Consider the following 24,138-nt stretch of genomic DNA (forward strand, 5'->3'; position numbering starts at 1 on the left):
GGAGGATCAATTCACCTGGATGTTATTGGTTTTCACGACCTCGGCCCAGCGGGACTGTTCCGCATCGACAAACTTGGCGAAATCGGCGGCGCTGCTGCCGACCGGCGTCAGGCCCAGCTTGGCGAGCTTCTCGCGGGTATCGGGACGCGTCAGCGCCTTTTGCACGAGTTCCTGCAGCTTGGCCACCACTTCCGGGCTGGTGCCAGCCGGCAGGAAGAAGCCGTTCCACTCGACCACGTTGAAGTTCTTGATGCCGGCTTCGCCCACCGTCGCCACATTGGGCAGTTCGGGCATGCGCTTGTCCGACGAGACCGCCAGCGCCTTCAACTTGCCGCCGCTGACGTAGTTCAGGCTGGACGCGGCGTTGGCGAAGTAGACGTCGACCTGACCGCCCATGACGTCCACGATGGCCGGTGCGCCGCCCTTGTAGGGCACGTGCACCATATCCAGGCCCGCATCCTTCTTGAGCAGCTCGGCGGCCATCTGCGCAAGGCTGCCCGGTCCATAGGACGCAAACGTCATACGGCCGGGCTTGGCGCGCGCGGCATCAATGAAGTCCTGCAGGTTGTTGAAGCTGGAGCCCGGCGCGGCCACCAGGATGTTGGGCACGCTGATGGCCTGCGAAACCGGGATGAAGTCTTTCTTGGCGTCGTAGGGCAGCTTGCGCAGCACCGGATTGATCGCGAAGGACGACGCGTCGAACAGCACCGTGTAGCCGTCGGGTTTGGCCCGCGCCACAAACGCCGCGCCGATGGAACCGCTGGCGCCGCCCTTGTTCTCGATCACCACGCTCTGGCCGGCGACCTCGCCCATGCCTTGCGCGATGATGCGCGCGGCGTTGTCCGCGCCGCCACCGGCGGAATACGGCACCACCACGGTGATGGGCTGCTCCGGATAACCGGCGGCGTTCGCGGTGCCAAACGTGGCGCCAAATGCGGTGGCCAGGCCGATGGCGGCTGCCAGCGGGCGAATGGCGGCCAGGGCCGTGCGACGGGTTTTCTTCATGTGTGCTCCTCGGATCTCCCCTGCGGGGATGTTCAATCGTTCAAGGGTCGTGGCGCGATCCGTCGTCAGACGGTCGCGATGGGGTTGACCGGCGCGCCCACCAGACCGGGCACGTACATGGGCGCCGCGGTCAGGAAGAAGGCATGCCGGCCGTGCTGGCGCAACCATTGCGCCAGCGGGGTCAGGTGCCAGAGCTCGCCCAAGGGCAGGCCCAGCTTGAAAAGACATTGCTCGTGCAAGGGCAGCAGCGCGCCCTTGCCCGCGTCCAGGTGATGGTTGCGCAGCTCGACCGCATGGTTGTCGGCGGCAATGGCCGCGATGCGGCTGTCCTTGATCCACGCCAGCAGGTCCGCATCCGCGCCGTCCAGCACGCAGCAGCTGGTCTTCAGCCGCTCCTGCGCGTCATCGCCCAGCGTCAACGCCAGGTCGGCCAGGCCGGTATGCAGGCACAGCACATCGCCGGGCCGGACCTCGACGCCATCGGCCCGCATCACGTCCATCAGATCGCGGTGGGATACCTTGCGCTGCGCATCGCCAAAATGCGCGCGCAGGTCCACCATGACGCCGCGTCCCTGGATGCCGTGGCGCGCCATCGGCGCAATCGACAGGTCGCGCGTGCCGGTAAAGCCTTCGGCTGCGGGCTCGCTGACCGTGAAGCCGTTGTAGCCGGTGGGCTGCGGCTGGCCCGTGCCGTGCGCGTCATACATGGAACCCACGTGGCCCAGCGCGTCCCATTGCGTGGAATATTGCGGCGACAGCGTGACGCGGTCATCGCTGATGACGTCGGTGGCGCCCGGCACGTCGCGGTCCAGCGGATAGCGGTAGACCGGCACGCCGTTCTTTTCGGCCGGCTGGATCACCGGCCCCTTGCGGCGCGGATTGAGCACTGGCGCGCGCGGCACGGTCAGCGGCAGGCTCAGCGAGAACGACATCCCCGTGCGGATCTCGGCGACGGCGGCCAGGCGCGCCTGGCTGTCCAGATGGTTCAGCGTGCCCAGCTGGTCTTCCGGGCCGAAATCGCCCCAGTTCGATCCATCCGGACGGCGCAGATACCGTTGCGCTGCATTCATGATTTGTGTCTCCTCGCCCTTTTTGCCGGACGATGCTTTTGATGTTTGTTACGGCTTATTGCACCACGGAGGCGTGCAGCAAGTGGTCGATTTCGTCCGCGGTGTATCCCAGGGCGGACAGAATTGTGCGGCTGTGTTCGCCCAATCCCGGCGCGGCGCGTCCGGCGGCATCTTGTCCGGCTTCATGGGCGGCTGCTTGCGCGCCATCCTGCACGGCGCCGCCGAAGTGCGCCCATTGCGCCAGCCCGAGATAGTTACCCGCCTGCTCGCTGCGATAGGGGCGCATGAATCCCATCGCCTCCACCTGCGGGTGGTCGAACATGTCTTCAACAGGCCGGACCTCCGCGCACGGCACGCTCTGGCCGAAGCGCTCAGCCCATTCGCGTGCCGACGCCCGCGCCAAGGCCTGGCGTACCAGCGGCACCAGCACTGCCGCCTGCGCGGCGCGCTTTTTCACCGTGTCGTAATCGGGATGATCGGCCAGATCGGGCAGGTCCAGATGGCCGCACAGCGCGCGCCAGAAATGCGGCGTATTGGCCGAGATGTAGAGATGGCCTTCGCGCGTGGGATGGATGCCCGTGATCCCGCCCGAGCGCATGTCGCGTTCGATGCGGCGCGGTTCGCCCTCGGCCCACACCAGACGGGCCGACTGCATCGCCAGCGCGCTGCCCAGCAGCGAGACTTCGATGGCCTGCCCCCGCCCGGTTTTCTCGCGCTGATAGAGCGCGGCGGACACACTATTGGAGATCAGCGCGGCGCCGTAGTAGTCGACCACCGATCCGTACAGCACTTCCGGCGGGCCATCGGGCTTGGCTTGCGCCGCGCACATCCCCGTCATGGACTGCAGCACCTGGTCGTAGCCGGCGTGGCGCGCCATCGGACCGGCCGCGCCATAGCCCGTCATCGCGCAATAGATCAGGCGCGGGTTGATGGCGGCCAGCGTCGCGAAGTCGATGCGCAGACGTTCCGGAACGCCCGGCCGGAAGTTGTGGACCAGCACGTCGGCCTCGCGCACCAGCCGGACCAGCACCTCGTAGCCTGCCGGGTCCTTCAGGTTCAGGCACAGGCCGCGTTTGTTGCGATTGATGCCCAGAAACGCGCGGCTCTCGGCCGGCAGCGTCGACGGGTACTTGCGCAGGTTGTCGCCTTCGGGTGGTTCGACCTTGATGACGTCCGCGCCCATGTCGCCCAGCAGCGCGCAACCGTAGGGGCCCGCGATGTAGGCGCTCAGATCCAGGACCTTGACGCCGGCCAGCGGCAGTTGACCCGGGGTTTCAAATTCCATCATGCAATTCATCCGATAAATGGCTCGGCCGCGCGTCGCGCAGACCGGTTCAGGCGGCCCGCCCGGCCGCCAGCAATACGTCGCGGGCGCGGCGCACGAAAGGCGCATCGATCATCTTGCCGTCAAGCAAAAAGGCGCCCACGCCCGCCTGGGCCTCGCTCGCCGCAACGATCCGTTCGGCCGCGCCGATCTCTTCGGCGCTGAACCCGAACACCTCGTTGGCGATGGCGACCTGGCTGGGATGCACGCAGGATTTGCCCAGGAAACCGAGGGATCGCGCCAGCTGCGCTTCAGCGCGAAAGCCTTCGCCGTCGCGCACCCGGGCATAGGCGGCGTCCATGGCGTACTTGCCCGCGCAGCCGGCGCCAAGGCGCAACGCCAGCATCACCGCGCGCAGCGTTTCGGGCTGGTAGCGGTCGATGCCCAGCGGTTCAAACAAGTCGGCCAGACCCAGTTGCAGGCCGGCAACGCGCGGATGCGCCGCCGCCAGCTCGGCCGCGCGCGCCAGCGCCTGCGGCGTTTCCACGGTGACCAGCAGTTCGCCCTCGAAGCCGGCCTGCGCGGCGCGCGCCGCGGCCTCGCGGAGCGCATCGGCGGACTCGACCTTGGGCAGATTCACCATGTCGATCGGCAAGCCGCCCAGCGCATCCACGTCTTCGGGGAAATACGACGTGTCCGCCGCATTGACGCGGACGATAATTTTCTTGGGATGTTCCGATTGCGCCGCCCGGAAAGCCGGCGAGGCCAGCCAGTCGGCCAGCGCTTGGCGCGCCGCTGGCTTGCGCGCGGGCGCGACGGCGTCTTCCAGATCGAAAGACAGCGCATCTGCTTCGCTGGCCAGGGCTTTGTCGAATAGTTCCGGGCGCGACGCCGGCACAAAAAGCTTGCTTCTCATTGTGGTCTCCTGGGCGCATTGTGATCGCGCGGGCGCTTGCCAGGGGAAAGCGGGCATACGATAAAAAGATAGAATTCCTATCATCATGAATACCGACTTCCTGCACACGCTATCCGCCGTCGCCCAGCACGGCTCCATGGCCGAGGCCGCGCGCCGCCTTGGCTTGACGCACGGCGCCGTGGCGCAGCAGGTGCGCAAACTGGAACAGGAACTGGGGGTGCCGCTGGTCGCGCGCGCCGGGCGCACCGTGCACCTGACGGCCAAGGCGATCGAGCTGATCGGACCGATGCGCGAGGTCCTGGAGCGGATCGAAAAGATCCGGTACCTGGCGCGGTCCGGCGAGATGATGGGCGAGCTTCGGCTGGGCGCCGGCAACACGGCGCTGAACTCGATGGTGCCGGCCATTCTGGAACACCTGGTCGGACGCCATCCGCTCATCAGCGTGGAGATCCAGCCCGGGCATTCCGCCCGCTTCTATCCGGCCATCGAAAGCGGCGAGCTGGACGCCGCCATCGCGCTGGAGGCGCCCTACCCCCTGTCCAAGAGCCTGGGCTGGCAGTTGCTGCGCGAAGAACCCTATGTGCTGGCGGCCGCCCCGCGCCATGCGGGCCGGCACCCGCATAGCCTGCTGACCGCGGAGCCGTTCATCCGCTATCAGCGCAGCGACTGGAGCGGACGCCATGTCGACGACTACCTGCGCCGCGTCGGCATCACGCCGCGCGACCGGTTCGAATTGAACGCGATCGAATCGATCGCGGTCATGGTGAGCCGGGACCTTGGCGTGGCGATCCTGCCCCAGTCCACCAACGGCACGATCGAACGGCTGGGCCTGTTGGCCCTGCCGCTGCCCGAGCACTGCGAGCCGCGCCGCTTCGGGCTGATCTGGTCGCGCGTGTCGCCGCGCCTGGCGCTGATCCAGGCTTTCCGGGACATTGCCATCATGGAGTACGCCAAGGCGCCAGGAACGGGCAACGCGCCGCCGCAGTGACCGCAGGTAGGGCAAACGCGCTGGCGCGCCCCGTGCAGTCTTCCTATACTTGTATTGTCCTCAATACAACATATCAGGAGACAACTCATGCCGGGACTGCATCGAATCGCCGCGGGCTGCGCGCTATTGGCCGCATGCGCCATGCCGCTGGCCCCCGCCCTTGCCCAGAACGACGCCATCAGGCTGGTGGTGGGCGCGCCGCCGGGCGGCACGACCGACACCGTGGCGCGCAGCATCGCGCAGCACATGGCGCTGGACCTGAAACGCCCCGTGGTGGTCGAAAACAAACCGGGCGCGGGCGGCAACATTGCCGCGGACTACGTGGCCAAGAGCAATCCCGACGGGAACACCTTGCTGGTCACGTTCACCAGCTTCTCCATCAACGCGACGCTCTACCGGAACCTGCCCTTCGACCCCGTGGCCGATTTCACGCCCATCAGCATGCTGGCCAACGTGCCCAGCGTGCTGGTCGTGCGCAAGGATTTCCCGGCGCGCACCATGCCAGAGTTCGTCACGCTGGTGAAGGGCAGCCCCGGCAAGTACACGATGGCGCTGGGGGCGATCGGATCCTCTCTGCACATGGCCGGCGAGCGCATGAAGATGATGGCGGGCCTGGACATCCTGAACGTGCCGTACAAGGGCACGGCGCCCGCCATCACCGACCTCTTGGGCGGCCAGGTGGACATGATGTTCGCCAGTTCGCTCAATGCGCTGCCGCACATCAAGAGCGGCGCATTGCGCGCGCTGGGGGTGTCCAGTCCGAAGCCGCTGCCGCAGTTTCCCGGCGTGCCGCCCATCGGCGATACCATCACGGGTTTCGAATCGAACGCGTGGTTCGCGCTCTTCGGTCCCGCGAAGCTCCCGGCCGACAAGCTGGCGGCGCTGAACGCGGCCGCGCGCAAGGCCGTCGATACGCCGTCGTTCCGCAAACTGCTTGAGGGCGAGGCCGCCACCGCCGTGAGCAGCAGCCCGCAGGAACTGGACGAGTTCGTGCGCCAGGACATCGCGCGCTACGCCGAGATCGTCAAGTTCACCGGCGCGACCGTCGACTGAACCCCAACCAGGAGCTCCCATCGTGCCCGCCAGCCCGCTGCCGCTTTATCACAAGGTCTATCTGCTGCTGAAGCAACGGCTGGAAGCGGGCGGATTCGCCACGGACAGCGCCATGCCGGGCGAAAACGCGCTGGCCGCCGAATACGGGGTGTCGCGCCTGACGATCCGGCGCTCGCTCGACGCGCTGGCGTCCGATGGCCTCATCGAGCGGCGTCAGGGGCGCGGCACCTTTGCCCTCGCGCCCGCCACGTTCGGGGCGCCGCAGCACGGCGCGGGCATCGACGCGCTGATGGCACACCTGGCCCGCATGGGCATGCACACCCAGGTGCGCCTTTTGGAACTGGACACCGCGCCGGCCACGCCGCTGGTGGCCGCGCGCCTGGAACTGCCGCCGGGCGCGCTTGTGCAGCGCGCCGTGCGCGTGCGCAGCCACGAAGGACAGCCGTTCTCGTACCTGACCACGTTCGTGCCGGACGACATCGGCCGGCGCATCCGCCGCAAGGACCTGGGCGCCAAACCCCTGCTCGCCATCTTCCGCGATCTGGGCGTGCACGTGGCGCGGGCCGAGCAATCGATTTCGGCCGTGCTGGCCGAACCCGGCATCGCCGAGCTTCTGGACGTGCCGGTGGGGTCGGCCCTGCTCAGCCTGCATCGCGTGGTGCGCGATGCTTCCGGCCGGCCGGTGGAATGGCTGCATGCGCGCTATCGGCCGGACCGCTACGAATACCGCATGGACATGCAGGCGCACGACATGCCCGGCCAGCCCACGTGGCTGCCCGCGCCCGCCGCCACGCCCTCGGACGGCGCCTGAGCGCCGCAGGTGGTGCCGGCTAGCGCAGCAGGCTGACCGTGGCCAGACCCGCCGCCGTCAGCGCCAGCGACCCAGCCAGGCTGAATCCGGCGTAGCTCAGCGCGCTGACGTACGCCCCGCGTTCCAGCATCGCCACGGTTTCCGCCGAAAAGGTCGAGAACGTGGTCAGTCCGCCCATGAAACCCGTGATGGCCCCCAGCCGCACCCAGGCCGGCCATTCCGGGTGCCCGGCCACCAGCGCCAGCGCCACGCCCACCAGGTAGCCGCCCGCAAGATTCACCGCCATCGTGCCCCACGGCCAGGAGCCGGCATTGAGCCAAAGGCCCATCAGCCAGCGGGCCCAGGCGCCCAACATGGCGCCCAGGCCCACGGCCAGGAAATTCAGGGGAACCAGCGTTTGATAAGCGGACATGGAGCTCAGGCGTTGCCGTGTTGTTTGAGGCGCAGGGAAAAGACCAGCAGCAGTATGCCGAAAAACACGGCGTAGATGCCGATGACCCACACCAGCGCCAGCGCGCCGGCGCCCGGCTGCATGATCAGCATGGCGCCGAAGATCACCGAAACCAGCCCGGACAGGCCCAGCAGCCATTCGTTGCGGATGGCCTTGCGAAAGCGCACGGCCGCGATGATCTGGAACACGCCCGCCACGATCGCCCAGATGGCGATGATGTAGAGCAGGATCAGCGCGGTAAGGCCCGGCCACAGAAAGGTGACGATGCCGGCCGCCACGCCCAGCAGGCCCACGACGATCAGCGCCCACAACGGCTTGCCGTTGTCCCGGATGCGGAACCCGGCGATCAGCGCCAGCACGCCGTCCACCAGCGCAAAGGCGCCCCACACCAGCACCAGCGCCGACAAGGTAATGGCCGGCATGAACATGGCCATGAACCCGAACAGGATGGCGACGACGCCGCGAAGCGCCACCCACCCCCAATGACGACCGATTTGATCCACGACTTGCTGTTGCAGCATGACGACCTCCGGTGATTGCAAAGGGTGGCCTATCTTAGCCCCGCCGGGCGGCGGGCGCACCGGGCGGCACGCGTTCAGCTGTTGTTCAGCTTTTGTTCAGACTCCGCGCAGCAGGCATTTCGGCCCGAAATCGATTGAAATTTTCGCGTGCGCAAAGGCCGGGCTTTTTTAAGAGTAATTCTCATTAAATGTTAGAATCCGCCCCGCTTCCCGCCTGATATTCCATGGACACCCAACCCGCTCCCCGACGCCGCGCCTACTGGCTCAAGACCCTGCATCAGTGGCACTGGATCAGCGCTGCGCTCTGCATGGTGGCGATGCTGCTCTTCGCCGTGACGGGGCTGACCCTGAACAACGCGTCGCACATCGAATCGAAGGCCGTGGTGACCAGCCGCGAGGTCCGCCTGCCCGACACCGCGCTCCAGCAGCTTGCCGCCACGCCCACGCAGAAAAAGGCGCCCCTGCCCCCCGCCGTCGCCGCCTGGCTGGACGACGCGCTGGACGCCTCGACGGCCGGCAGGCCCGCCGAATGGTCGGACGGCGAAATCTATCTGTCGCTGCCCCGCGCGGGCGGCGATGCCTGGCTTTCCATCGACCGCGCCAGCGGCGACGTGGAATACGAGCGCACCGACCGCGGCTGGATCTCGTACCTGAACGACCTGCACAAGGGCCGCAACACGGGCCTTGCCTGGAGCTGGTTCCTGGACATCTTTGCCGTCGCCTGTCTGGTGTTTTCGCTCACTGGCCTGGTGCTGCTCAAGATGCACGCCGGCAACCGCAGCGCGACCTGGCCGATGGTGGGCCTGGGTCTCGTGATTCCGCTGGTGCTGGCGCTGCTTTTCATCCATTGATTCCATCGATACGCCCTGGAGATTTCCATGCGCAAGTTGCTGTTGCCGGCGCTGCTCGCCGGCCTGATCGCCCGAACCGCCCACGCGGCAGACATCGGCCTGTCCATCGAGGTGCCGCGTCTGGACGTGGCCGAATACCACCGCCCTTACGTGGCGATCTGGATCGAGAACCCCGACCAGAGCGTGGCGGCCGACCTGGCGGTCTGGTACGACGTGGCCAAGAAAAACAACGAAGGCACCGAATGGCTCAAGGACATGCGCCAGTGGTGGCGCCGCAGCGGCCGCAACCAGCAGTTCCCGGTGGACGGGGTCAGCGGCGCGACCAAGCCCGTGGGCAAGCACGCGCTGTCCTTTGACGCGGCCAGCAAGCCCCTGGCGCAGCTAAAGCCCGGGCAGTACGCCGTGGTGGTCGAAGCCGCGCGCGAAGTGGGCGGCCGCGAACTGGTGCGCATCCCCTTCCAGTGGCCGCCGCAAAAGGCCGAGCAACTGGCCGCGCGCGGCGAACACGAACTGGGCGCCATCGCGCTCGACCTCAAACCCTGACCCTGTCCTAAAGGAACGCAACGATGAAAACCGCCGCCAAACTGGCCGCCGCGCTGGCGCTGTGCCTGCCCTTTGCCGCCCACGCGCATGACGTCTGGATCGTGCCGTCCTCCACCGTGCTGTCGGGCACCGATAGCTGGATCACCGTGGACGCCGCCGTCGGCAACGACAAGTTCTACTTCAATCACGCGCCGCTGCGCCTGGACGGCCTGACCGTGACCGCGCCGGACGGCAATGCCGCCGAAGCCGAGAACATCAATCGAGGCAAGCTGCGCAGCACCTTCGATCTGCAGCTCAAGCAGGCCGGCACCTACCGCGTGGCCGTGGTCAACGACGGCGTGTTCGCACGCTGGAAGGAAGACGGCAAGAACAAGCGCTATTTCGGCAAGGCCGACGGACTGGCGCAGGCCGTCCCGGCCAAGGCCGATGAGCTTGAAGTGTCGCAAAGCCTGGGCCGCGTCGAAACCTTCGTGACCGCGGGCAAGCCGTCGGCAGTCAAGCCCGTGGGCCGCGGCCTGGAGCTGGCGCCGGTGACGCACCCGAACGACCTCTTCACGGACGAAGCCGCCACGTTCCAGATGCTGCTCGACGGCCAGCCCGCCGCGGACCTGGACGTGACCGTCGTGCCCGGCGGCAGCCGCTATCGCGACAAGGTCGGCGAGATCGCGGTCAAGACCGGCAAGGACGGCAAGTTCTCGGTCAAGTGGCCGCAGCCCGGCCTGTACTGGATCGAAGCCGGCATGGAAGACGCCAAGGTCACCGTGCCGCAGGCCAAGAAGCGCCGCCTGTCGTACGCGGGCACCGTCGAAGTCCTGCAACCGTAAGGCAGCGGCGCGCGTGGCCAATGCCCCTTCCTATGCGCCGCGCGGCGCGGCGGCGCCCGCCGTTCGCATCGCCTATGGCGCGATGCCCGCGCACCCGGCCGCATTGGCCGGCGCCACCATGGGCACCACGTGGTCCGCGCGCATGGCGTTGCCCGCAGGCGTGGCCGACGCGGCGGCGCGGCAAGCCATCCAGGCCGCGCTGGACGAAGTGGTCGCGCAGATGAGCACATGGGAGGCGGACGCCGACATCAGCCGCTACAACCGCGCCGCGCCTGGCTGGCAGACGCTGCCGGCCGAATTCTTCCATGTGCTGCGCCATGCGCTGATGCTGGCCCAAGACAGCGGCGGCGCCTACGACCCCACCGTGGGACCGCTGGTCAATGCGTGGGGCTTCGGTCCGCACCAGCGCGCCTTCGAACCGCCCTCGCCCGCCGCCATCCAGGCGGCGCGCGAGCGCTGCGGCTGGCAACGTGTGCCGCTGGACGAAGACCGCGGCGCGGCGTGGCAGCCCGGCGGCGTGTATCTGGACCTGTCGTCCATCGCCAAGGGCTTCGGCGTGGACCGCGCGGCGATGGCGCTCGATGCCCTGGGCATCACCGATTACCTGGTCGAAGTCGGCGGCGAATTGCGCGCGCGAGGCAAACGCCCCGACGGACAGCCGTGGCGCGTGGCCATCGAGGTGCCGGACGCCAGCGACGACCATGCGCTGGCCTTGCCGCTGGAGAACTGCAGCATCGCCACGTCCGGCGACTACCGGCGCCACGCGGGCGACGGCGATGCGCGCTATGCCCATACCATCGACCCGCGCACCGGCCGGCCGGTGCGCCATGCGGTGGCGTCCGTGACGGTGCTGCATCCTGTCTGCATGCAGGCCGACGCGCTGGCCACCGTGCTGACGGTGCTGGGCGACACCGATGGACTGGCCTACGCGCGCCGCCATGGCCTCGCGGCGCTTTTCATTCTGCGCGGGGAAGACGCCTGGCGCGTCGTGGCCACGCCGCAGTTCGAGGCGCTGGCCCTTGCGCCCTGAATGCTGATGCCTCATACCCGGTTGATTGCAGCGGCGTGCGTGGTGCTGGCCTGGCTGCTGCTGTGCCTGTGGGCCTGGCGGCGCGCCCGTCGCCAAGACGCGCAACATGCAATGGCGCTGCAGGCCCTTGGCGCCCCCGCGCCCGAAGACGCCCTGCTGGTCGCCTATGCCAGCCAGACCGGCTATGCCGAGTTCCTGGCCACGCAGACCGCGGAATCGCTGCGCGCCGGCGGCCTGACCGTGCGCGTCGCCTCGCTGGACCAATTGGATATTGCACGGCTGGCGGCGTACCGGCGCATGCTGTTCGTCGTCAGCACCTACGGCGAAGGCGATCCGCCTGACGCGGCGGCCGCCTTTGCCGGCATGATGCAAGCCACGCCGCACGGCGCCGCGCTGGCGGGCGCGCGTTACGCAGTGCTGGCGCTGGGCGATAGTGAATACGCGCAGTTCTGCGGCTTCGGCCACCGGCTGGACGACTGGCTGCACGCGCACGGCGCGGCGCCGCTCTTCGACCTGGTCGAGGTGGACAACGACGACGCGGCCGCGCTGCGTCATTGGCAGCATCACCTGGGATTGCTGGCGGGCCGCAGCGACCTGCCCGACTGGGAAGCGCCGGCATACGACACCTGGCGCCTGGCCGGCCGGACGTTGCTCAATCCCGATAGCCAGGGCGGCCCCTGCTACCTGCTGACGCTGACGCCGCCTGCCGGCAGCCCCGCGGCATGGCAGGCGGGGGACATCGCCGAGATCGGCCCCCGGCGCGAACGCGGCGGCGAACTGCAGGCGCATCGCGAATACTCCATCGCTTCATTGCCCGCTGACGGCGCCATCGAACTGCTGGTGCGCCAGATGCGCGGCGCGGACGGCGCGCTGGGGCTGGGCAGCGGCTGGCTCACGCACATTGCGCAGCCCGGCGACGACATCGCGCTGCGCGTGCGCGCCAACCGCAATTTCCATCCGCCCGAGGACGGCCGCCCGCTGATCCTGATCGGCAATGGCACGGGCTTGGCCGGCCTGCGCGCGCTCATCAAGGCGCGCCGCGCGGCCGGCCACCTTCGCAATTGGCTGGTTTTTGGCGAGCGCAATGGTGCTCACGACCGGTTCTGCGGCGACGAGAGCGACGCGTGGTTGCAAGACGGCACGTTGGCGCGCGTGGATTGGGTGTTTTCGCGCGACCAGGCCGAACGCCGCTACGTGCAGCATTGCCTGCGCGAACAGGCCGGCGCCCTGCGCGACTGGGTGGACGCAGGGGCCGCCGTGTATGTCTGCGGCAGCCTGCAAGGCATGGCGGGCGGCGTGGATGCCGCGCTGCGCGAGATACTGGGCGAGGACCGCCTGCAGGCGCTGCAGCATGCCGGGGGCTACCGGCGCGACGTGTACTGAACGCGCGCCGAATTGCCCGGACCGGTTACTGCAGCTTGATCTGCGCGCGGTCGATCACCGTCTTCCAGCGATCGCGTTCGGTGCTGATCTGCTCGCCAAACTGCGCCGGCGTGTTGCCCAGCGGAAACGCGCCCGTCTCTTCCATCTTTGCGGCGGTCGCCGGGTCGCGCACCGCGCGGGCAAAGGCATCGGCCAGCTTGTCGCGCACGTCGGCCGGCATGTTGGCCGGACCCACCACGCCGTACCAGGCCGTCACGTCGTAATCCTTGTAGCCTTGCTCGGCAAAGGTCGGCACGTCCGGCAGGCGCGGGTTGCGCGCCGTGCCGGTGATCGCCAGCGCCTTTAGATGATTGCTCTTGACGTAGGGCAGCGACGACGGGAAATTGTCGAAGATCACCGGCACCACGCCGCCCACCGTGTCGGTCAGCGCAGGCGCCGAACCGCGGTACGAAATGCTGTTCATCTTGCCGCCGATGATCTGCAGGAACCAGATCATGCCCAGGTCGTTCACGCCGCCCGCCCCCGCATTGGCGTAGCCGTCCTTGCCGGGATTGGCGCGCACGTGAGTCACGAATTCGGCCAGCGTCTTGGCCGGAAAATTCGGATTCACGCTGAGGATGTTGGGGCTGGTCACCAGGTTGCTGATGGGCGTGAAGTCCTTGACCGGGTCATAAGCCAGGTTGGGAAACAGGTGCGGCGCCGTGCCGTGCGTGCTGACGGTGGCCAGCCCCACGGTGTAGCCGTCCGGCTTGGCGCGCGCCGTGGCGGTCATGCCGATGGTGCCCGACGCGCCGGTGCGGTTTTCGACCACGATCTGCTGGCCCAGGATCTCGCCCGCCTTGGCGGCGGCCACGCGGCCGACGATATCCGTGGGGCCGCCCGCCGGGAACGGCACGATCAGCGTGATGGGGCGGTCGGGAAAGGCAGCGTGGGCGGCCGGCAGCGCGGCGGCCAGCGCCAGGGCGGCGCAAGTCTTGCGGAACATGATGGTGGGTCTCCTGGAACGGCTGTTGTTATGAAAGGGGTTGCGCCGCGGCCGGATCGCGGCGAAGGATGCGGCCAGGCCGCGGCATGTTTGCCGCGGCCGGAAACACGGGTGTGCCATTGACCAGCACGTGCGCCACGCCATCGGATGCCAGCGTCGGCGCCTCCCACGTGGCGCGGTCGATCACCGTCTCGGCATCGAACACCACGATGTCGGCCCATGCGCCCACGGCGATTCGGCCACGGTCCGTCAGGCCGAAAACGCGTGCGGGCAACGCGGTCATCTTGGCCACGGCCGCCTCCAGCGTCACCAGCCGGGCCTCGCGCACATATCTGCCCAAGACCCGCGTGAAGCTGCCCCACAGCCGGGGATGCGGATGCGCGTCGTTCGGCAGGCCGTCGGAGCCCACCATGCAGCACTCATGCTGGAAGATGCGGCGCACTTCGTTCTCGTCCATTGCGAAATAGATCGCGCCCGCCGGGCACAAGCGTTCGGCCGCCGTCGTTTTGTCGCACCCCCAGCGCGCCGCGATATCGCTCAGATATTCGCCGTTGCACTCGGGGTGGGGGGTCGACCACGTGATGCGGATGTCGTCGATGGTGTCGGCGCGCTCGGGGATCAGGATGGTCGAGCTGCCGGGATACGGGTAGATGTCCAGCGCCACGTCCACGCCCTCGGCGCGGGCGCGGTCGATGTTGGCAAGCGTGGCGGCGCTTTTGCCCCAATTGCGCGGCATCATGCATTTGTGATGCGACAGCACGGTGGCGCAGCCGGTGTTGCGGCCGATGCTCAGCACCTCGTCCACGGCGGCCTCGAGCGCGTCGCCTTCGTTGCGGATATGGCTGGTGTGCATCGCGCCCCGTGCCGCCGCTACGCGCGCCAGACCTTCCAGTTCGGGCGGTTGCGCCACGCCCCCTGGCTGATAGGCCAGGCCGGTGCTAAAGCCCACCGCGCCGACGTCCAGCGCGTCGGCCAGCATGCGCTGCATGGATTCCTGTTCGGCAGGGGTCGGTTGCGCCGCCGGGTCGCGCATCGCGGCAAGGCGCAGATTCGCGTGCCCCACCAGCGCGGCCACATTGATCACCGGCTGGCGCTCGCGCAATTCGTCGAAGTAGGCCTGCATGCTGGCGAATAACGGCGTCTCGCCCAGCAGCGCCAGCGCGGCCGCGGTATTGCCGGGCAGCGGTGCGGGCGCGCCGCTTACCCCACAGTTGCCCACCACCACCGACGTGACGCCCTGGCTGGTTTTCCAGGCAAGGTCCGGCTTTTCCACGAACATCAGATCGTCATGGCCATGCACGTCGATGAAGCCGGGCGCCACGATCTTGCCGGCAGCGTCCACGCGCCGGGCGGCCTTGACTGCCGACAGGTCGCCGATAGCCACGATGCGTTCACCCGCCACGCCCACGTCGGCGCGCTGGCGCGGACCGCCCAGCCCGTCGATGAGCCAGCCGCCTTCGATGATCAGATCCAGAGTGCCCTGCATGGTGTTCCTGCCTTGATGAAGGCCCTAGTATCGTCGGCGCGATCAATCTGGAAAAATTGTTTTTATTGATCCATCTATCGCGTTTTGAAATGCATCGTCTACCCAAGCACGTCACGTTGAAGCACCTGACCGCGTTCGTCGCGGTGGCGCAGGAATCCAGTTTCACGCACGCCGCCAAGCGTCTGTTCCAGACGCAGTCGTCGGTTACCAGCCTGGTGCGCCAGCTTGAAGACGCGCTCGGCACGCAGCTCTTCGCGCGCACCAGCCGGCGCGTGCTGCTGACCCCGGCTGGTGAGGAATTCCTGCCGCGCGTCATGCGGCTGCTGGCCGATTTTGACGGCGTGATCGAGGACGTGGTGCGTTTTGGCGCGCTGGAACGCGGGCGGGTGGGCGTGGCCGCCGCGCCGTCCGCCATCACGCAGCTCATCGCGCCAGCGGCCGCCGTGTTCGCGGCGCAGTATCCTGCGGTGCGCGTGTATCTCAGCGACGACAACTCCGGCCGCATCCAGCGCAAGGTGGCCGCGCGCGAGGTCGATTTTGGCCTGACCAGCCGCTGGGCCGACGCGCCCGGACTGCAGTTCGACGCCTTGCTGGAGGACCGCTTTGGCGTGCTATACCGGCAGGACGACGCCAGCCTGCGCCCGGGCCGCGACGGCGCGATGCGCTGGTCCGATCTGGCCGGCCGCAAGCTGGTGGGCGTGGTGGATGAAACAGGGATCATGGCGCTGCTGCGCGCCCGCGCGGACCTGCCGATCGAGGCCGCGGCGCCGTTCTATGAAGCGTCCAGCACCACGTCGCAGGCGGCGCTGGTCAAGGCGGGCATGGGCGTGGCGCTGCTGCCGGCATTGGCTGCGCAGCGCGTCATGGAACCGGGCCTGGCCTACGCACTGCTGGCGCGGCCAACCGTGGTGCGCACGCTGTGCATCATCCGCAACAAGGAATACCCGCTGAGCCCGGCGGCACAGGCATTGATCGCGGCCATCCACGGCTACCTGCGAACGGCTCAGCTACCCCCGGGCTGCCGCCGACTATCTGCGGGGCGGCAGAAGCACTAATCGAGCCAATGGGTGTCTGACACCCTCACTTCGCGCGCAGCTTTTCCTCCAGCGCAGCCAATCCCGCCGCGAACACGTTCTGTCCCACGGCCTCGGCCACATCGCTGAGCCGCGCGCCTTCCACGCGGAAGTCGGCCCACCACTGCACCAGCGTGCCGCCGCCCTCGGTGATGGGGTGCAGCGATACGCCCGCGACGTAGTCGCGCATGGGCAGGTCGGTTTCGATGATCGAGTACCGCAGTGCGGTGTTGGGATCGTCCAGCATCAGCAGCTGCTCACGCACGAAGCCGGACGGCTTGAGCGTCAGGTGCCGCACCGAGCCCACGGCGTCGTGGCGGCCGCCCTCTTCCAGGCGGCTTTGCGCCACGCCGGGATGCCAGCCCCCAAGACCATTGAAGTCGCGGAACAACGGCCAGACCTTGTCCAGCGGCGCGTTGACGATGGCGGTGATGTGTACGGTGTGCGGCATACGGGCTCCGGCGGACGCGATGCGCGTCGAATCAGGGGGAAACTGCGGCAATGCGGATCAGAAGGTCAGGTTCTTGAATTCACGCGTGGCGGCCGTCAGGGCCTGTTCGGTCGGCAGGCGCTCCATCGAGCTGGCGCCGTAGAAGCCGTGGCAATGCTTGCAGGCGCGCAGCACGTACGCCGCATCCTCGGGCATTGCAATCGGACCGCCATGGCAAAGCACGATGATATCCGGGCGCACGGCCAACGCGGCCTCGGCGATACGGTCGATGGCGCCCACGCAATCGTCCAGGGTCAGGGCAGTTTCGGCGCCGATGGACCCGCCGGTGGTCAAGCCCATGTGCGCCACGATGATGTCCGCGCCCGCGCGGGCCATGGCCACAGCGTCGTCCTCGTTAAAGACATACGGCGTCGTCAGCATTCCCTTTTGGTGCGCCAGGCGGATCATGTCCACTTCCAGCGCGTACCCCATGCCCGTCTCTTCAAGATTGGCGCGGAAGTTGCCGTCGATGAGGCCGACGGTGGGAAAGTTCTGCACGCCGGCGAAGCCCTGGCGCTTCAGATCGTCCAGGAAGACATCGAAATCGCAGAAGGGGTCTGTGCCGTTCACGCCGGCCAGCACCGGCGTCTTCTTGACCACCGGCAGCACTTCGCGGCCCATGTCCACGACGATCTCGTTGGCGTTGCCGTAGGCCAGGAGGCCCGCGAGCGAGCCGCGGCCGGCCATGCGGTAGCGGCCCGAGTTGTAGATCACGATAAGGTCGATGCCGCCCGCTTCCTCGCATTTGGCCGACAGCCCGGTGCCCGCGCCCCCGCCCACGATGGGCGTGCGGGCGCGCACCATGGCGCGAAACTTGTCCAGCAGTTCGTGACGGTCAAAACGCGGCATGGCGGCAATCCTTAATGTGCGGCAATTTCAAGAAAGTGGTCGACCGCCGTTTTCGCGAACAGCGGATCGTTGATGTGGCAAGGCACGCGGATCAGCCGGCGGTCTGCCGTCTGCCGCAGATTGGCTTCAAGCGCGGCAAACAGCGCGGCATCAGCTTCGGGGTCCCAGAACGCCTGGCCCGGCGCGTCCAGCGCGGACACGCCGCCCTCGGGGATCAGGAAACGCACCGGCCCGTCGCAGCGGTTCAGCCGGTCGGCAATCCATTCGCCCTGCCGAGCGTTTTCCTCGGCGGTCGTGCGCATCAGCGTGACCTGCGGGTTGTGCGGGTAGAACAGCCGGCTGCGGTAGCGCTCGGGCACCGTGTCCATCGCGCCGAAATTGACCATGTCCAGCGCACCGCACGAGCCAACATACGGCGCGCCCGTGCGCGCCACCGCGCCGAAGCGGTCTTCAGTGCACGCCAGCACGCCGCCGAACAGCAGATCGCAGACCTCGGTGGTGGTCAGGTCCAGCACGCCCGCCAGCAGGCGGCTGTCCAGCAGCTTTTCCATCGACTGGCCGCCCGTGCCCGTGGCATGAAACACCAGGCAGTCGAACTGCGATTCCAGCAGCGGCGTGACCTGTTGCACGCAGGCGGTGGTGACGCCGAACATGGTGATGCCCACGGCGGGCCGGCCGTCGTCGGCGGCCGCATTCGCCGCCTGGCGGAACGCGCCGCCGATCGCCCCGGCCGCATTGGCCAGCACGCGGCGCGAGATTCGGTTCAGGCCCGCCACATCGGTCACGGAATACATCATCGCGATGTCGGACGGTCCCACATAGGGCGCGACATTGCCCGAGGCCATCGTGGACACCATCACTTTGGGCGTGCCGATGGGCAGCGCGCGCATCGCGGGCGTGATGAGCGCGGTGCCGCCCGATCCGCCAAGGCCCAGCAGCGCGCCGATCTCGGCGTTGCCGGCGGCATAACGCTCGAACGCCAACGCCATGGCCGCGATGGCCGAGCCCCGGTCGCCGGTGAAGACCGCGCCGGCGCCCTCCGGATGGCTGCGCGCAATCTCCTGCGCCGAGACGTTGGCGGCGCTGGGCGCGCCCGAGGTCGAGACGTCCACCGACACCACGTCCAGGCCTTCGCGCCGGAGCACATCCACCACGTATTCGGCCTCGTGGCCCTTGGTGTCGTAGGTCGCGGCCACAAACACCCGCTGCTTGGTATGCGTCATGACTCCTCCGCGGGCGGCTACACTCCGTGCGCGCCTCGATATGTGAGGCCAAAGGCCTGTAGAATCCAGAAATGAGACGAAAGAATCATACTGAGACACCTGTCTCACGTCAATCCGACTCCCCTGCCCGCAAGGGGCACGCGACCGCAGGCGGCGCCAAGCTGATCGCCCCGGCCAGCCCGCAGGCGGCCGCCAGTGGCGAACCGCCCCACGGGCCGCGCGCCCGGATGCGCAAGACGCTGCTCGAGGCCGCCCAGCAGTTGATGGCGCAAGGCGTCACGCCGTCCGTCGCCGAACTGGCCGAGCACGCCCGCGTCTCGCGCGCCACCGCCTACCGCTATTTCCCCAGCCAGAGCGCGCTGATCGCGGCCGTGGTGGACGAAAGCCTGGGTCCCATCCTCGCCTGGAATTCCGATGCGCCCGACGCCGCGGCCCGTGTCGACGAGCTGCTGCGATTCGCCTATCCGCGGCTGGAGGCCCACGAAGCACCCTTGCGCGCCGCCATCCTGGTGTCGCTGCAACAGCACGCGCAAGCCAGCGCCGGCAAGGCCGACGCCGAGCCCCGGCTGGTGCGCGGCCATCGGGTCGACATCCTGAAACGCGCCATCGCCCCGCTTGCCGCCGACCTGACGCCGGCACAACAGGAGCGCGTCGCGCAGGCGCTGTCGCTGGTATACGGCACCGAGGTGTTCCTGGTGCTCAAGGACATCTGGAAACTGGACCTGCCCGGCGTCACCGACGTCGTGCGCTGGACCGCCAACGCCATCATCACCCAAGCCTTGGCCGAAGCCAAAGCCGGCAAAAAATAGGCCGGCCCGGACAGCGCACCAGATCCGCGTCCGCGCCCGCCGCTGTCATTCCCACGTCATTCCCCGCCCGCATAGTGGCGCGCTTCGCGGCAGTGCGTGTTGCACGCCGCCATGACGTTGGAGTGTTGTAGATGCAGTTCGAAGTATCCCGCCTGCGGCGAGCCCTCATGCCTTTGTCGCTGGCTTGCGTGACCCTGTTGAGCGCTTGCGGCGGCAGCGATGACGATGACGAAGTCGCCCCCGAACCGGCGCCTCCCGTCGTGACCGATCCCACGCCGCCCGCCGAGCAGCCCAAGCCGGTCGAGACGGGCGCGTGGTCCACGGGCGACCTGCACGTGCATACGTTCCAGTCGGACGACGCCCAGGTCAGCCTGGAAAGCGCGCTGGACCAGGCGTTCGACCGCTACAAGCTGGATTGGGCCGCGATCTCGAATCACCTGCGCCTGTCCGCGCGCGACCATACGGGCGTGAACCTGGCGGGCGGCTCGATCCCGTTTTCGCAAGGCATGGCGCAATACGAGGTGCCCTTCATCAAGCAGGCGCAGGCCGCGGGCCGCTACGCCGGCAAGATCATCTTCTCGTCGTTCGAATGGGACATGCCCACGCACGACCACGTCAACATCGGCATCGGCTACAACGATCCGCAGTCCGCCAAGTCGCTGGAGGCGGTTGCCGAGTTCGAATACCTGTTCACCAACCGCGATCCGAACAAGTTCGACCCGCTGCTGGTCTCGCGCCTGTCCGGCCAGGTGCGCGCCTACACCACGCACGCCGACGCGCTGGCCGCGCTGAAGTGGTTGCGCGACAAGCACCCCGACAGCTACATGCTGCTGAACCATCCCTCGCGTTACGCGGGCAAGTACACCATCGCCCAACTGCGCGAGATGAACGACCTGGCGCCCACCGTCTTCTTCGCCATCGAAGGCATGGTCGGCAACCAGATGGAACCGGACCGCGGCGGTTACGCCACCGCGTACACCACGGCCTTCCTGCCCAACCGCACTTATGGCGGCACGGACTACCTGGTCGCGCACCTGGGCGGCACGTGGGACGCGCTGCTGGGCGAAGGCCGGCGCATCTGGAACGTGGCGGATTCGGACTATCACTTCCGCACGGCCTCGGGCCTGTACAGCAGCGGCTACGCGCCCGGCGAATACAGCAAGACGCACGTCTGGAAAGACGGTGACGACATGGCGGCGGTGGTGGCCGGCCTGAAGAGCGGCCGCATGTTCGGCGTCTTTGGCGATCTGATCGACGCGCTGGAGTTCCAGGCCAAGGGCTTGGCTGGCGCCGCGCACATGGGCGGCGAGCTGAAGGTGGCCAAGGGTGAAAAAGTGGAAGTCACCATCCGCTTTCGCAGCCCCGACAGCAACAACTACGAGTACCCGATCGAAAGCGGCAATCCGACCTACGTGAAGCCCACCGTGCATCACGTGGACCTCATCGTGGGCGACGTGACCGAACGCGCCCAGGCAGGCACGCCGGAATACGATGCCGACACCAATCCCACGACGCGCGTGCTGGCCCGCTTCACCAAGGCGGACTGGAAGGAGGACGACGAAGGCTACAACGTCATCAGCACCACGATCACCGCCGACAAGAGCCAGTACCTGCGCCTGCGCGGCACCAACCTTGGCGTGGACGTGGCCGGCGAAACCGCAGCAGGCGAACCGCTGCCGGACGCCAAGATCGACCTGGCCGACAACGCGGCGCGCTTTAACGCGATCAACGCGCGCAACTACAACGACCTGTGGTTCTATTCGAACCCGGTGTTCGTGACCGTCGAAAACTGATCTGATCGACTCGCCTACGCCACCCTATTCGGCGGCGCGGCGCAGGCAAAAAAATGCCCGGCTCGCGCCGGGCATTCTGTTTGATGCAGCAGGCTTACTGCAAGGTGCGGGTGAAGACGAACTTGCCGTCCTGCCAGTCGACCGGCACCACGTCGCGCGGGCCGAACCTGCCTTCCAGGATCAGGCGCGCCACCGGGTTCTCGATCTGCTGCTGGATCGCGCGCTTCAAGGGGCGCGCGCCAAACACCGGATCGAAGCCGGAGCGGGCCAGTTCCGCCAGCGCCGGTTCGGTCACTTCCAGCCGCATTTCCTGCTTTTCCAGGCGTTCGCCAAGGCGGCGAAGCTGGATGCGGGCAATGGACTCGATGTGCTGCGCTTCCAGGCCATGGAACACCACCACTTCGTCGATGCGGTTCAGGAATTCCGGCCGCAGCGTCTGCTTCAGCTCGTCCCACACCACTTCCTTGACCACGTCGTACGGCTGGCCGGCCAGCGTCTGGATATGCTGCGAACCCAGGTTGGACGTCATCACGATGACGGTGTTGCGGAAGTCCACGGTGCGACCCTGCCCGTCGGTCAGGCGGCCGTCGTCCAGCACTTGCAGCAGCACGTTGAACACATCCGGATGCGCCTTTTCGACTTCGTCCAGCAGCACCACGCTATAGGGCTTGCGCCGCACGGCCTCGGTCAGGTAGCCGCCCTCTTCGTAACCCACGTATCCCGGCGGCGCGCCGATCAGCCGCGCCACCGAATGCTTCTCCATGAACTCGCTCATGTCGATGCGGATCATGTGCTCTTCGGAGTCGAACAGGAACTCGGCCAGCGCACGGGTCAGTTCGGTCTTGCCGACGCCGGTCGGCCCCAGGAAGAGGAACGACCCATACGGACGCGCCGGATCGGCCAGCCCGGCACGGGAGCGGCGGATGGCATCGGACACCAGCCGCACGGCCTCGTCCTGGCCCACCACGCGCTTGTGCAGGAATTCTTCCATGTGCAGCAGCTTTTCGCGTTCGCCCTGCATCATCTTGGACACCGGAATGCCGGTGGCGCGCGAGACGACTTCGGCGATTTCCTCGGCGCCGACGCGGGTGCGCAAGAGGCGCGGACGGGTTTCGTCGCCTTCCGCGTTTTCAGCGGCCTCGGCGGCGCCTACCTCGGCGGCCTTCAGGCGCGCCTCAAGGTCCGGCAGCTTGCCATACTGCAGCTCGGCCAGCTTGTCGAACTGGCCCTTGCGCTGCAATTCCGCCATCTCGGCGCGAACGTTGTCGATCTCTTCCTTGATGGCCTGCGTGCCCTGCACGGCGGCCTTCTCGGCCTTCCAGATTTCCTCGAAGTCGTTGTATTCGCGCTGCAGCTTTTGCAGCTCGTCCTCGATGACGCCCAGGCGGCGCTTGGACGCGTCGTCCGTTTCCTTCTTGACGGCCTCGCGCTCGATCTTGAGCTGGATGATGCGGCGGTCCAGCTTGTCCATCACTTCCGGCTTGGAGTCGATCTCCATGCGGATGCGCGCGCCGGCCTCGTCGATGAGGTCGATGGCCTTGTCGGGCAGGAAGCGGTCGGTGATGTAGCGATGCGACAGCTCGGCGGCCGCCACGATCGCGGGGTCGGTGATCTCGACGCCGTGGTGGATTTCATAGCGTTCCTGCAGACCGCGCAGGATGGCGATGGTGGACTCCACGTCGGGCTCGTCGACCAGCACCTTCTGGAAGCGCCGCTCCAGCGCCGCATCCTTTTCGATGTACTTGCGGTATTCGTCGAGCGTGGTCGCGCCAATGCAGTGCAGTTCGCCCCGCGCCAGCGCCGGCTTGAGCATGTTGCCCGCGTCCATCGCGCCTTCGGCCTTGCCCGCGCCCACCATGGTGTGCAGTTCGTCGATGAAGACGATGTTGCGGCCGTCGTCCTGGCCCAGCTCTTTCAGCACGGCCTTCAGGCGTTCTTCGAACTCGCCGCGGAACTTGGCGCCCGCCAGCAGCGCAGCCAGGTCCAGCGACAACACGCGCTTGCCGCGCAGGGTCTCGGGCACCTCGTCGTTGACGATGCGCTGCGCCAGGCCTTCGACGATGGCGGTCTTGCCGACGCCGGGTTCGCCGATCAGCACGGGGTTGTTCTTGGTGCGGCGCTGCAGGATCTGGATGGTGCGGCGGATTTCGTCGTCGCGGCCGATGACCGGGTCGAGCTTGCCCTGGCGGGCGCGCTCGGTCAGATCAAGCGTGTATTTGGACAGGGCTTCGCGGTTGGCCTCGCCTTCCGCGCCGGAGACGTTTTCGCCGCCGCGCACGGCGTCGATCGCGGCTTCCAGGGCCTTTTTCTGCAGGCCCGCCTCGCGCAGGATGCGGCCGGCCTCACCCTTGTCGTCGGCCAGCGCAAGCAGGAACAGTTCGCTGGCGATGTAGGTGTCGCCGCGGCGGGCGGCTTCCTTGTCGGTGCGCGTCAGCACGCCTTGCAGGTCGCGGCCCACCTGGACGTTGTCATCGCCCTGCACTTGCGGCAGGGACTTGAGCGCCGTCTCCAGGGCGGGGCCCAGACGGTTTACCGCAACGCCCGCCCGCGCCAGCAGGCTGCCGGCGCCGCTGTCGGAATCCGACAACAGGGCGGACAGCACGTGGACGGGTTCGATATAGGGGTGATCGTTGCGGGAGGCCAGACTTTGCGCGTCGGCCAGCGCTTGTTGGAACTTGGTCGTAAGTTTGTCGAATCGCATAATGGTCGTATTGGCTTGT

The 24,138-nt window shown here is 67.6% G+C and carries 23 protein-coding genes; 11 read left to right on the top strand and 12 right to left on the bottom strand.

Features of this window, described 5'->3' with window-relative positions; all coding sequences use genetic code 11:
* Positions 1-6: 6 nt before the first annotated feature.
* The 4 genes from QEP15_RS15730 to QEP15_RS15745 all read right to left on the bottom strand — a co-directional run bounded on the left by QEP15_RS15730 (position 7) and on the right by QEP15_RS15745 (position 4,255).
* Positions 7-1,005 (bottom strand): Bug family tripartite tricarboxylate transporter substrate binding protein, encoded by a 999-nt coding sequence (locus QEP15_RS15730; RefSeq protein WP_280147679.1) that lies wholly within the window; start codon positions 1,003-1,005, stop codon positions 7-9.
* A gap of 65 nt (positions 1,006-1,070) precedes the next feature.
* A complete protein-coding gene (locus tag QEP15_RS15735) occupies positions 1,071-2,075 on the bottom strand; it encodes a cyclase family protein (RefSeq protein ID WP_217617503.1) in 1,005 nt (334 codons plus the stop codon).
* Positions 2,076-2,130: 55 nt separating this feature from the next.
* The gene (locus tag QEP15_RS15740; protein ID WP_280148917.1) at positions 2,131-3,360 is read right to left on the bottom strand and encodes a CaiB/BaiF CoA transferase family protein; all 1,230 of its coding nucleotides are present in this window, start codon (positions 3,358-3,360) and stop codon (positions 2,131-2,133) included.
* Positions 3,361-3,409: 49 nt separating this feature from the next.
* Complete coding sequence (locus QEP15_RS15745; RefSeq protein WP_217617502.1) at positions 3,410-4,255, bottom strand: HpcH/HpaI aldolase/citrate lyase family protein; 846 nt, start codon at positions 4,253-4,255, stop codon at positions 3,410-3,412.
* A gap of 85 nt (positions 4,256-4,340) precedes the next feature.
* Between QEP15_RS15745 and QEP15_RS15750 the strand changes: the two genes are divergently transcribed.
* The 3 genes from QEP15_RS15750 to QEP15_RS15760 all read left to right on the top strand — a co-directional run bounded on the left by QEP15_RS15750 (position 4,341) and on the right by QEP15_RS15760 (position 7,107).
* A complete protein-coding gene (locus QEP15_RS15750; protein ID WP_062840649.1) occupies positions 4,341-5,243 on the top strand; it encodes a LysR family transcriptional regulator in 903 nt (300 codons plus the stop codon).
* An 87-nt stretch (positions 5,244-5,330) separates the two neighbouring features.
* Positions 5,331-6,296 carry a tripartite tricarboxylate transporter substrate binding protein gene (locus QEP15_RS15755; RefSeq protein WP_152384827.1) on the top strand — a complete coding sequence of 322 codons (966 nt, stop codon included), beginning with the start codon at positions 5,331-5,333 and terminating at the stop codon, positions 6,294-6,296.
* Between the two features lie 22 nt (positions 6,297-6,318).
* Positions 6,319-7,107: a GntR family transcriptional regulator gene (locus QEP15_RS15760; protein ID WP_280147680.1), complete on the top strand. Its 789-nt coding sequence runs from the start codon at positions 6,319-6,321 to the stop codon at positions 7,105-7,107.
* Between the two features lie 19 nt (positions 7,108-7,126).
* Here QEP15_RS15760 and crcB read toward each other — a convergent pair whose 3' ends face one another.
* Both crcB and QEP15_RS15770 read right to left on the bottom strand, forming a co-directional pair.
* The gene (gene crcB, locus QEP15_RS15765; protein ID WP_056324169.1) at positions 7,127-7,519 is read right to left on the bottom strand and encodes a fluoride efflux transporter CrcB; all 393 of its coding nucleotides are present in this window, start codon (positions 7,517-7,519) and stop codon (positions 7,127-7,129) included.
* A gap of 5 nt (positions 7,520-7,524) precedes the next feature.
* Positions 7,525-8,079: an HdeD family acid-resistance protein gene (locus QEP15_RS15770; RefSeq protein WP_142054618.1), complete on the bottom strand. Its 555-nt coding sequence runs from the start codon at positions 8,077-8,079 to the stop codon at positions 7,525-7,527.
* A 224-nt stretch (positions 8,080-8,303) separates the two neighbouring features.
* Here QEP15_RS15770 and QEP15_RS15775 point away from each other — a divergent pair, with 224 nt between their 5' ends.
* The 5 genes from QEP15_RS15775 to QEP15_RS15795 are packed head-to-tail and all read left to right on the top strand — an operon-like array spanning position 8,304 to position 12,710.
* On the top strand, positions 8,304-8,930 hold the full coding sequence (locus tag QEP15_RS15775) for a PepSY-associated TM helix domain-containing protein (protein WP_280147681.1): 627 nt from the start codon (positions 8,304-8,306) through the stop codon (positions 8,928-8,930).
* A 27-nt stretch (positions 8,931-8,957) separates the two neighbouring features.
* On the top strand, positions 8,958-9,473 hold the full coding sequence (locus QEP15_RS15780; protein WP_056324163.1) for a DUF2271 domain-containing protein: 516 nt from the start codon (positions 8,958-8,960) through the stop codon (positions 9,471-9,473).
* A gap of 23 nt (positions 9,474-9,496) precedes the next feature.
* Positions 9,497-10,297: a DUF4198 domain-containing protein gene (locus QEP15_RS15785; RefSeq protein ID WP_142054614.1), complete on the top strand. Its 801-nt coding sequence runs from the start codon at positions 9,497-9,499 to the stop codon at positions 10,295-10,297.
* Positions 10,298-10,310: 13 nt separating this feature from the next.
* Entirely contained in the window at positions 10,311-11,327 is a 1,017-nt protein-coding gene (locus QEP15_RS15790) for an FAD:protein FMN transferase (protein WP_152384831.1), read from the top strand.
* A 6-nt stretch (positions 11,328-11,333) separates the two neighbouring features.
* The gene (locus QEP15_RS15795; protein WP_280147682.1) at positions 11,334-12,710 is read left to right on the top strand and encodes a sulfite reductase subunit alpha; all 1,377 of its coding nucleotides are present in this window, start codon (positions 11,334-11,336) and stop codon (positions 12,708-12,710) included.
* Between the two features lie 25 nt (positions 12,711-12,735).
* Here the strand turns inward: QEP15_RS15795 and QEP15_RS15800 are convergent, their stop codons facing one another.
* Positions 12,736-13,695: a tripartite tricarboxylate transporter substrate binding protein BugE gene (locus QEP15_RS15800; RefSeq protein ID WP_056324159.1), complete on the bottom strand. Its 960-nt coding sequence runs from the start codon at positions 13,693-13,695 to the stop codon at positions 12,736-12,738.
* A 28-nt stretch (positions 13,696-13,723) separates the two neighbouring features.
* A complete protein-coding gene (locus tag QEP15_RS15805) occupies positions 13,724-15,181 on the bottom strand; it encodes an N-acyl-D-amino-acid deacylase family protein (RefSeq protein ID WP_280147683.1) in 1,458 nt (485 codons plus the stop codon).
* 89 nt (positions 15,182-15,270) lie between these two features.
* Between QEP15_RS15805 and QEP15_RS15810 the strand changes: the two genes are divergently transcribed.
* A complete protein-coding gene (locus QEP15_RS15810; protein ID WP_280147684.1) occupies positions 15,271-16,236 on the top strand; it encodes a LysR family transcriptional regulator in 966 nt (321 codons plus the stop codon).
* 25 nt (positions 16,237-16,261) lie between these two features.
* On the opposite strand, the gene QEP15_RS15815 is transcribed toward QEP15_RS15810, so the two are convergent.
* The 3 genes from QEP15_RS15815 to QEP15_RS15825 are packed head-to-tail and all read right to left on the bottom strand — an operon-like array spanning position 16,262 to position 18,816.
* Complete coding sequence (locus tag QEP15_RS15815; RefSeq protein ID WP_152384835.1) at positions 16,262-16,705, bottom strand: SRPBCC family protein; 444 nt, start codon at positions 16,703-16,705, stop codon at positions 16,262-16,264.
* Between the two features lie 57 nt (positions 16,706-16,762).
* Positions 16,763-17,593 carry a phosphoenolpyruvate hydrolase family protein gene (locus QEP15_RS15820; protein ID WP_056324151.1) on the bottom strand — a complete coding sequence of 277 codons (831 nt, stop codon included), beginning with the start codon at positions 17,591-17,593 and terminating at the stop codon, positions 16,763-16,765.
* Positions 17,594-17,604: 11 nt separating this feature from the next.
* Positions 17,605-18,816, bottom strand: coding sequence for a Tm-1-like ATP-binding domain-containing protein (locus tag QEP15_RS15825; protein ID WP_280147685.1), 1,212 nt, complete (start codon positions 18,814-18,816; stop codon positions 17,605-17,607).
* 161 nt (positions 18,817-18,977) lie between these two features.
* Between QEP15_RS15825 and QEP15_RS15830 the strand changes: the two genes are divergently transcribed.
* Both QEP15_RS15830 and QEP15_RS15835 read left to right on the top strand, forming a co-directional pair.
* Positions 18,978-19,625 (top strand): TetR/AcrR family transcriptional regulator, encoded by a 648-nt coding sequence (locus tag QEP15_RS15830; RefSeq protein WP_062840786.1) that lies wholly within the window; start codon positions 18,978-18,980, stop codon positions 19,623-19,625.
* Positions 19,626-19,756: 131 nt separating this feature from the next.
* The gene (locus tag QEP15_RS15835; protein WP_280147686.1) at positions 19,757-21,418 is read left to right on the top strand and encodes a CehA/McbA family metallohydrolase domain-containing protein; all 1,662 of its coding nucleotides are present in this window, start codon (positions 19,757-19,759) and stop codon (positions 21,416-21,418) included.
* Positions 21,419-21,512: 94 nt separating this feature from the next.
* Here the strand turns inward: QEP15_RS15835 and clpB are convergent, their stop codons facing one another.
* A complete protein-coding gene (clpB, locus tag QEP15_RS15840; RefSeq protein ID WP_226846246.1) occupies positions 21,513-24,119 on the bottom strand; it encodes an ATP-dependent chaperone ClpB in 2,607 nt (868 codons plus the stop codon).
* Positions 24,120-24,138: the final 19 nt, after the last annotated feature.

This window comes from Achromobacter mucicolens (genome assembly GCF_029866465.1).
Taxonomy (GTDB): domain Bacteria; phylum Pseudomonadota; class Gammaproteobacteria; order Burkholderiales; family Burkholderiaceae_B; genus Achromobacter; species Achromobacter mucicolens.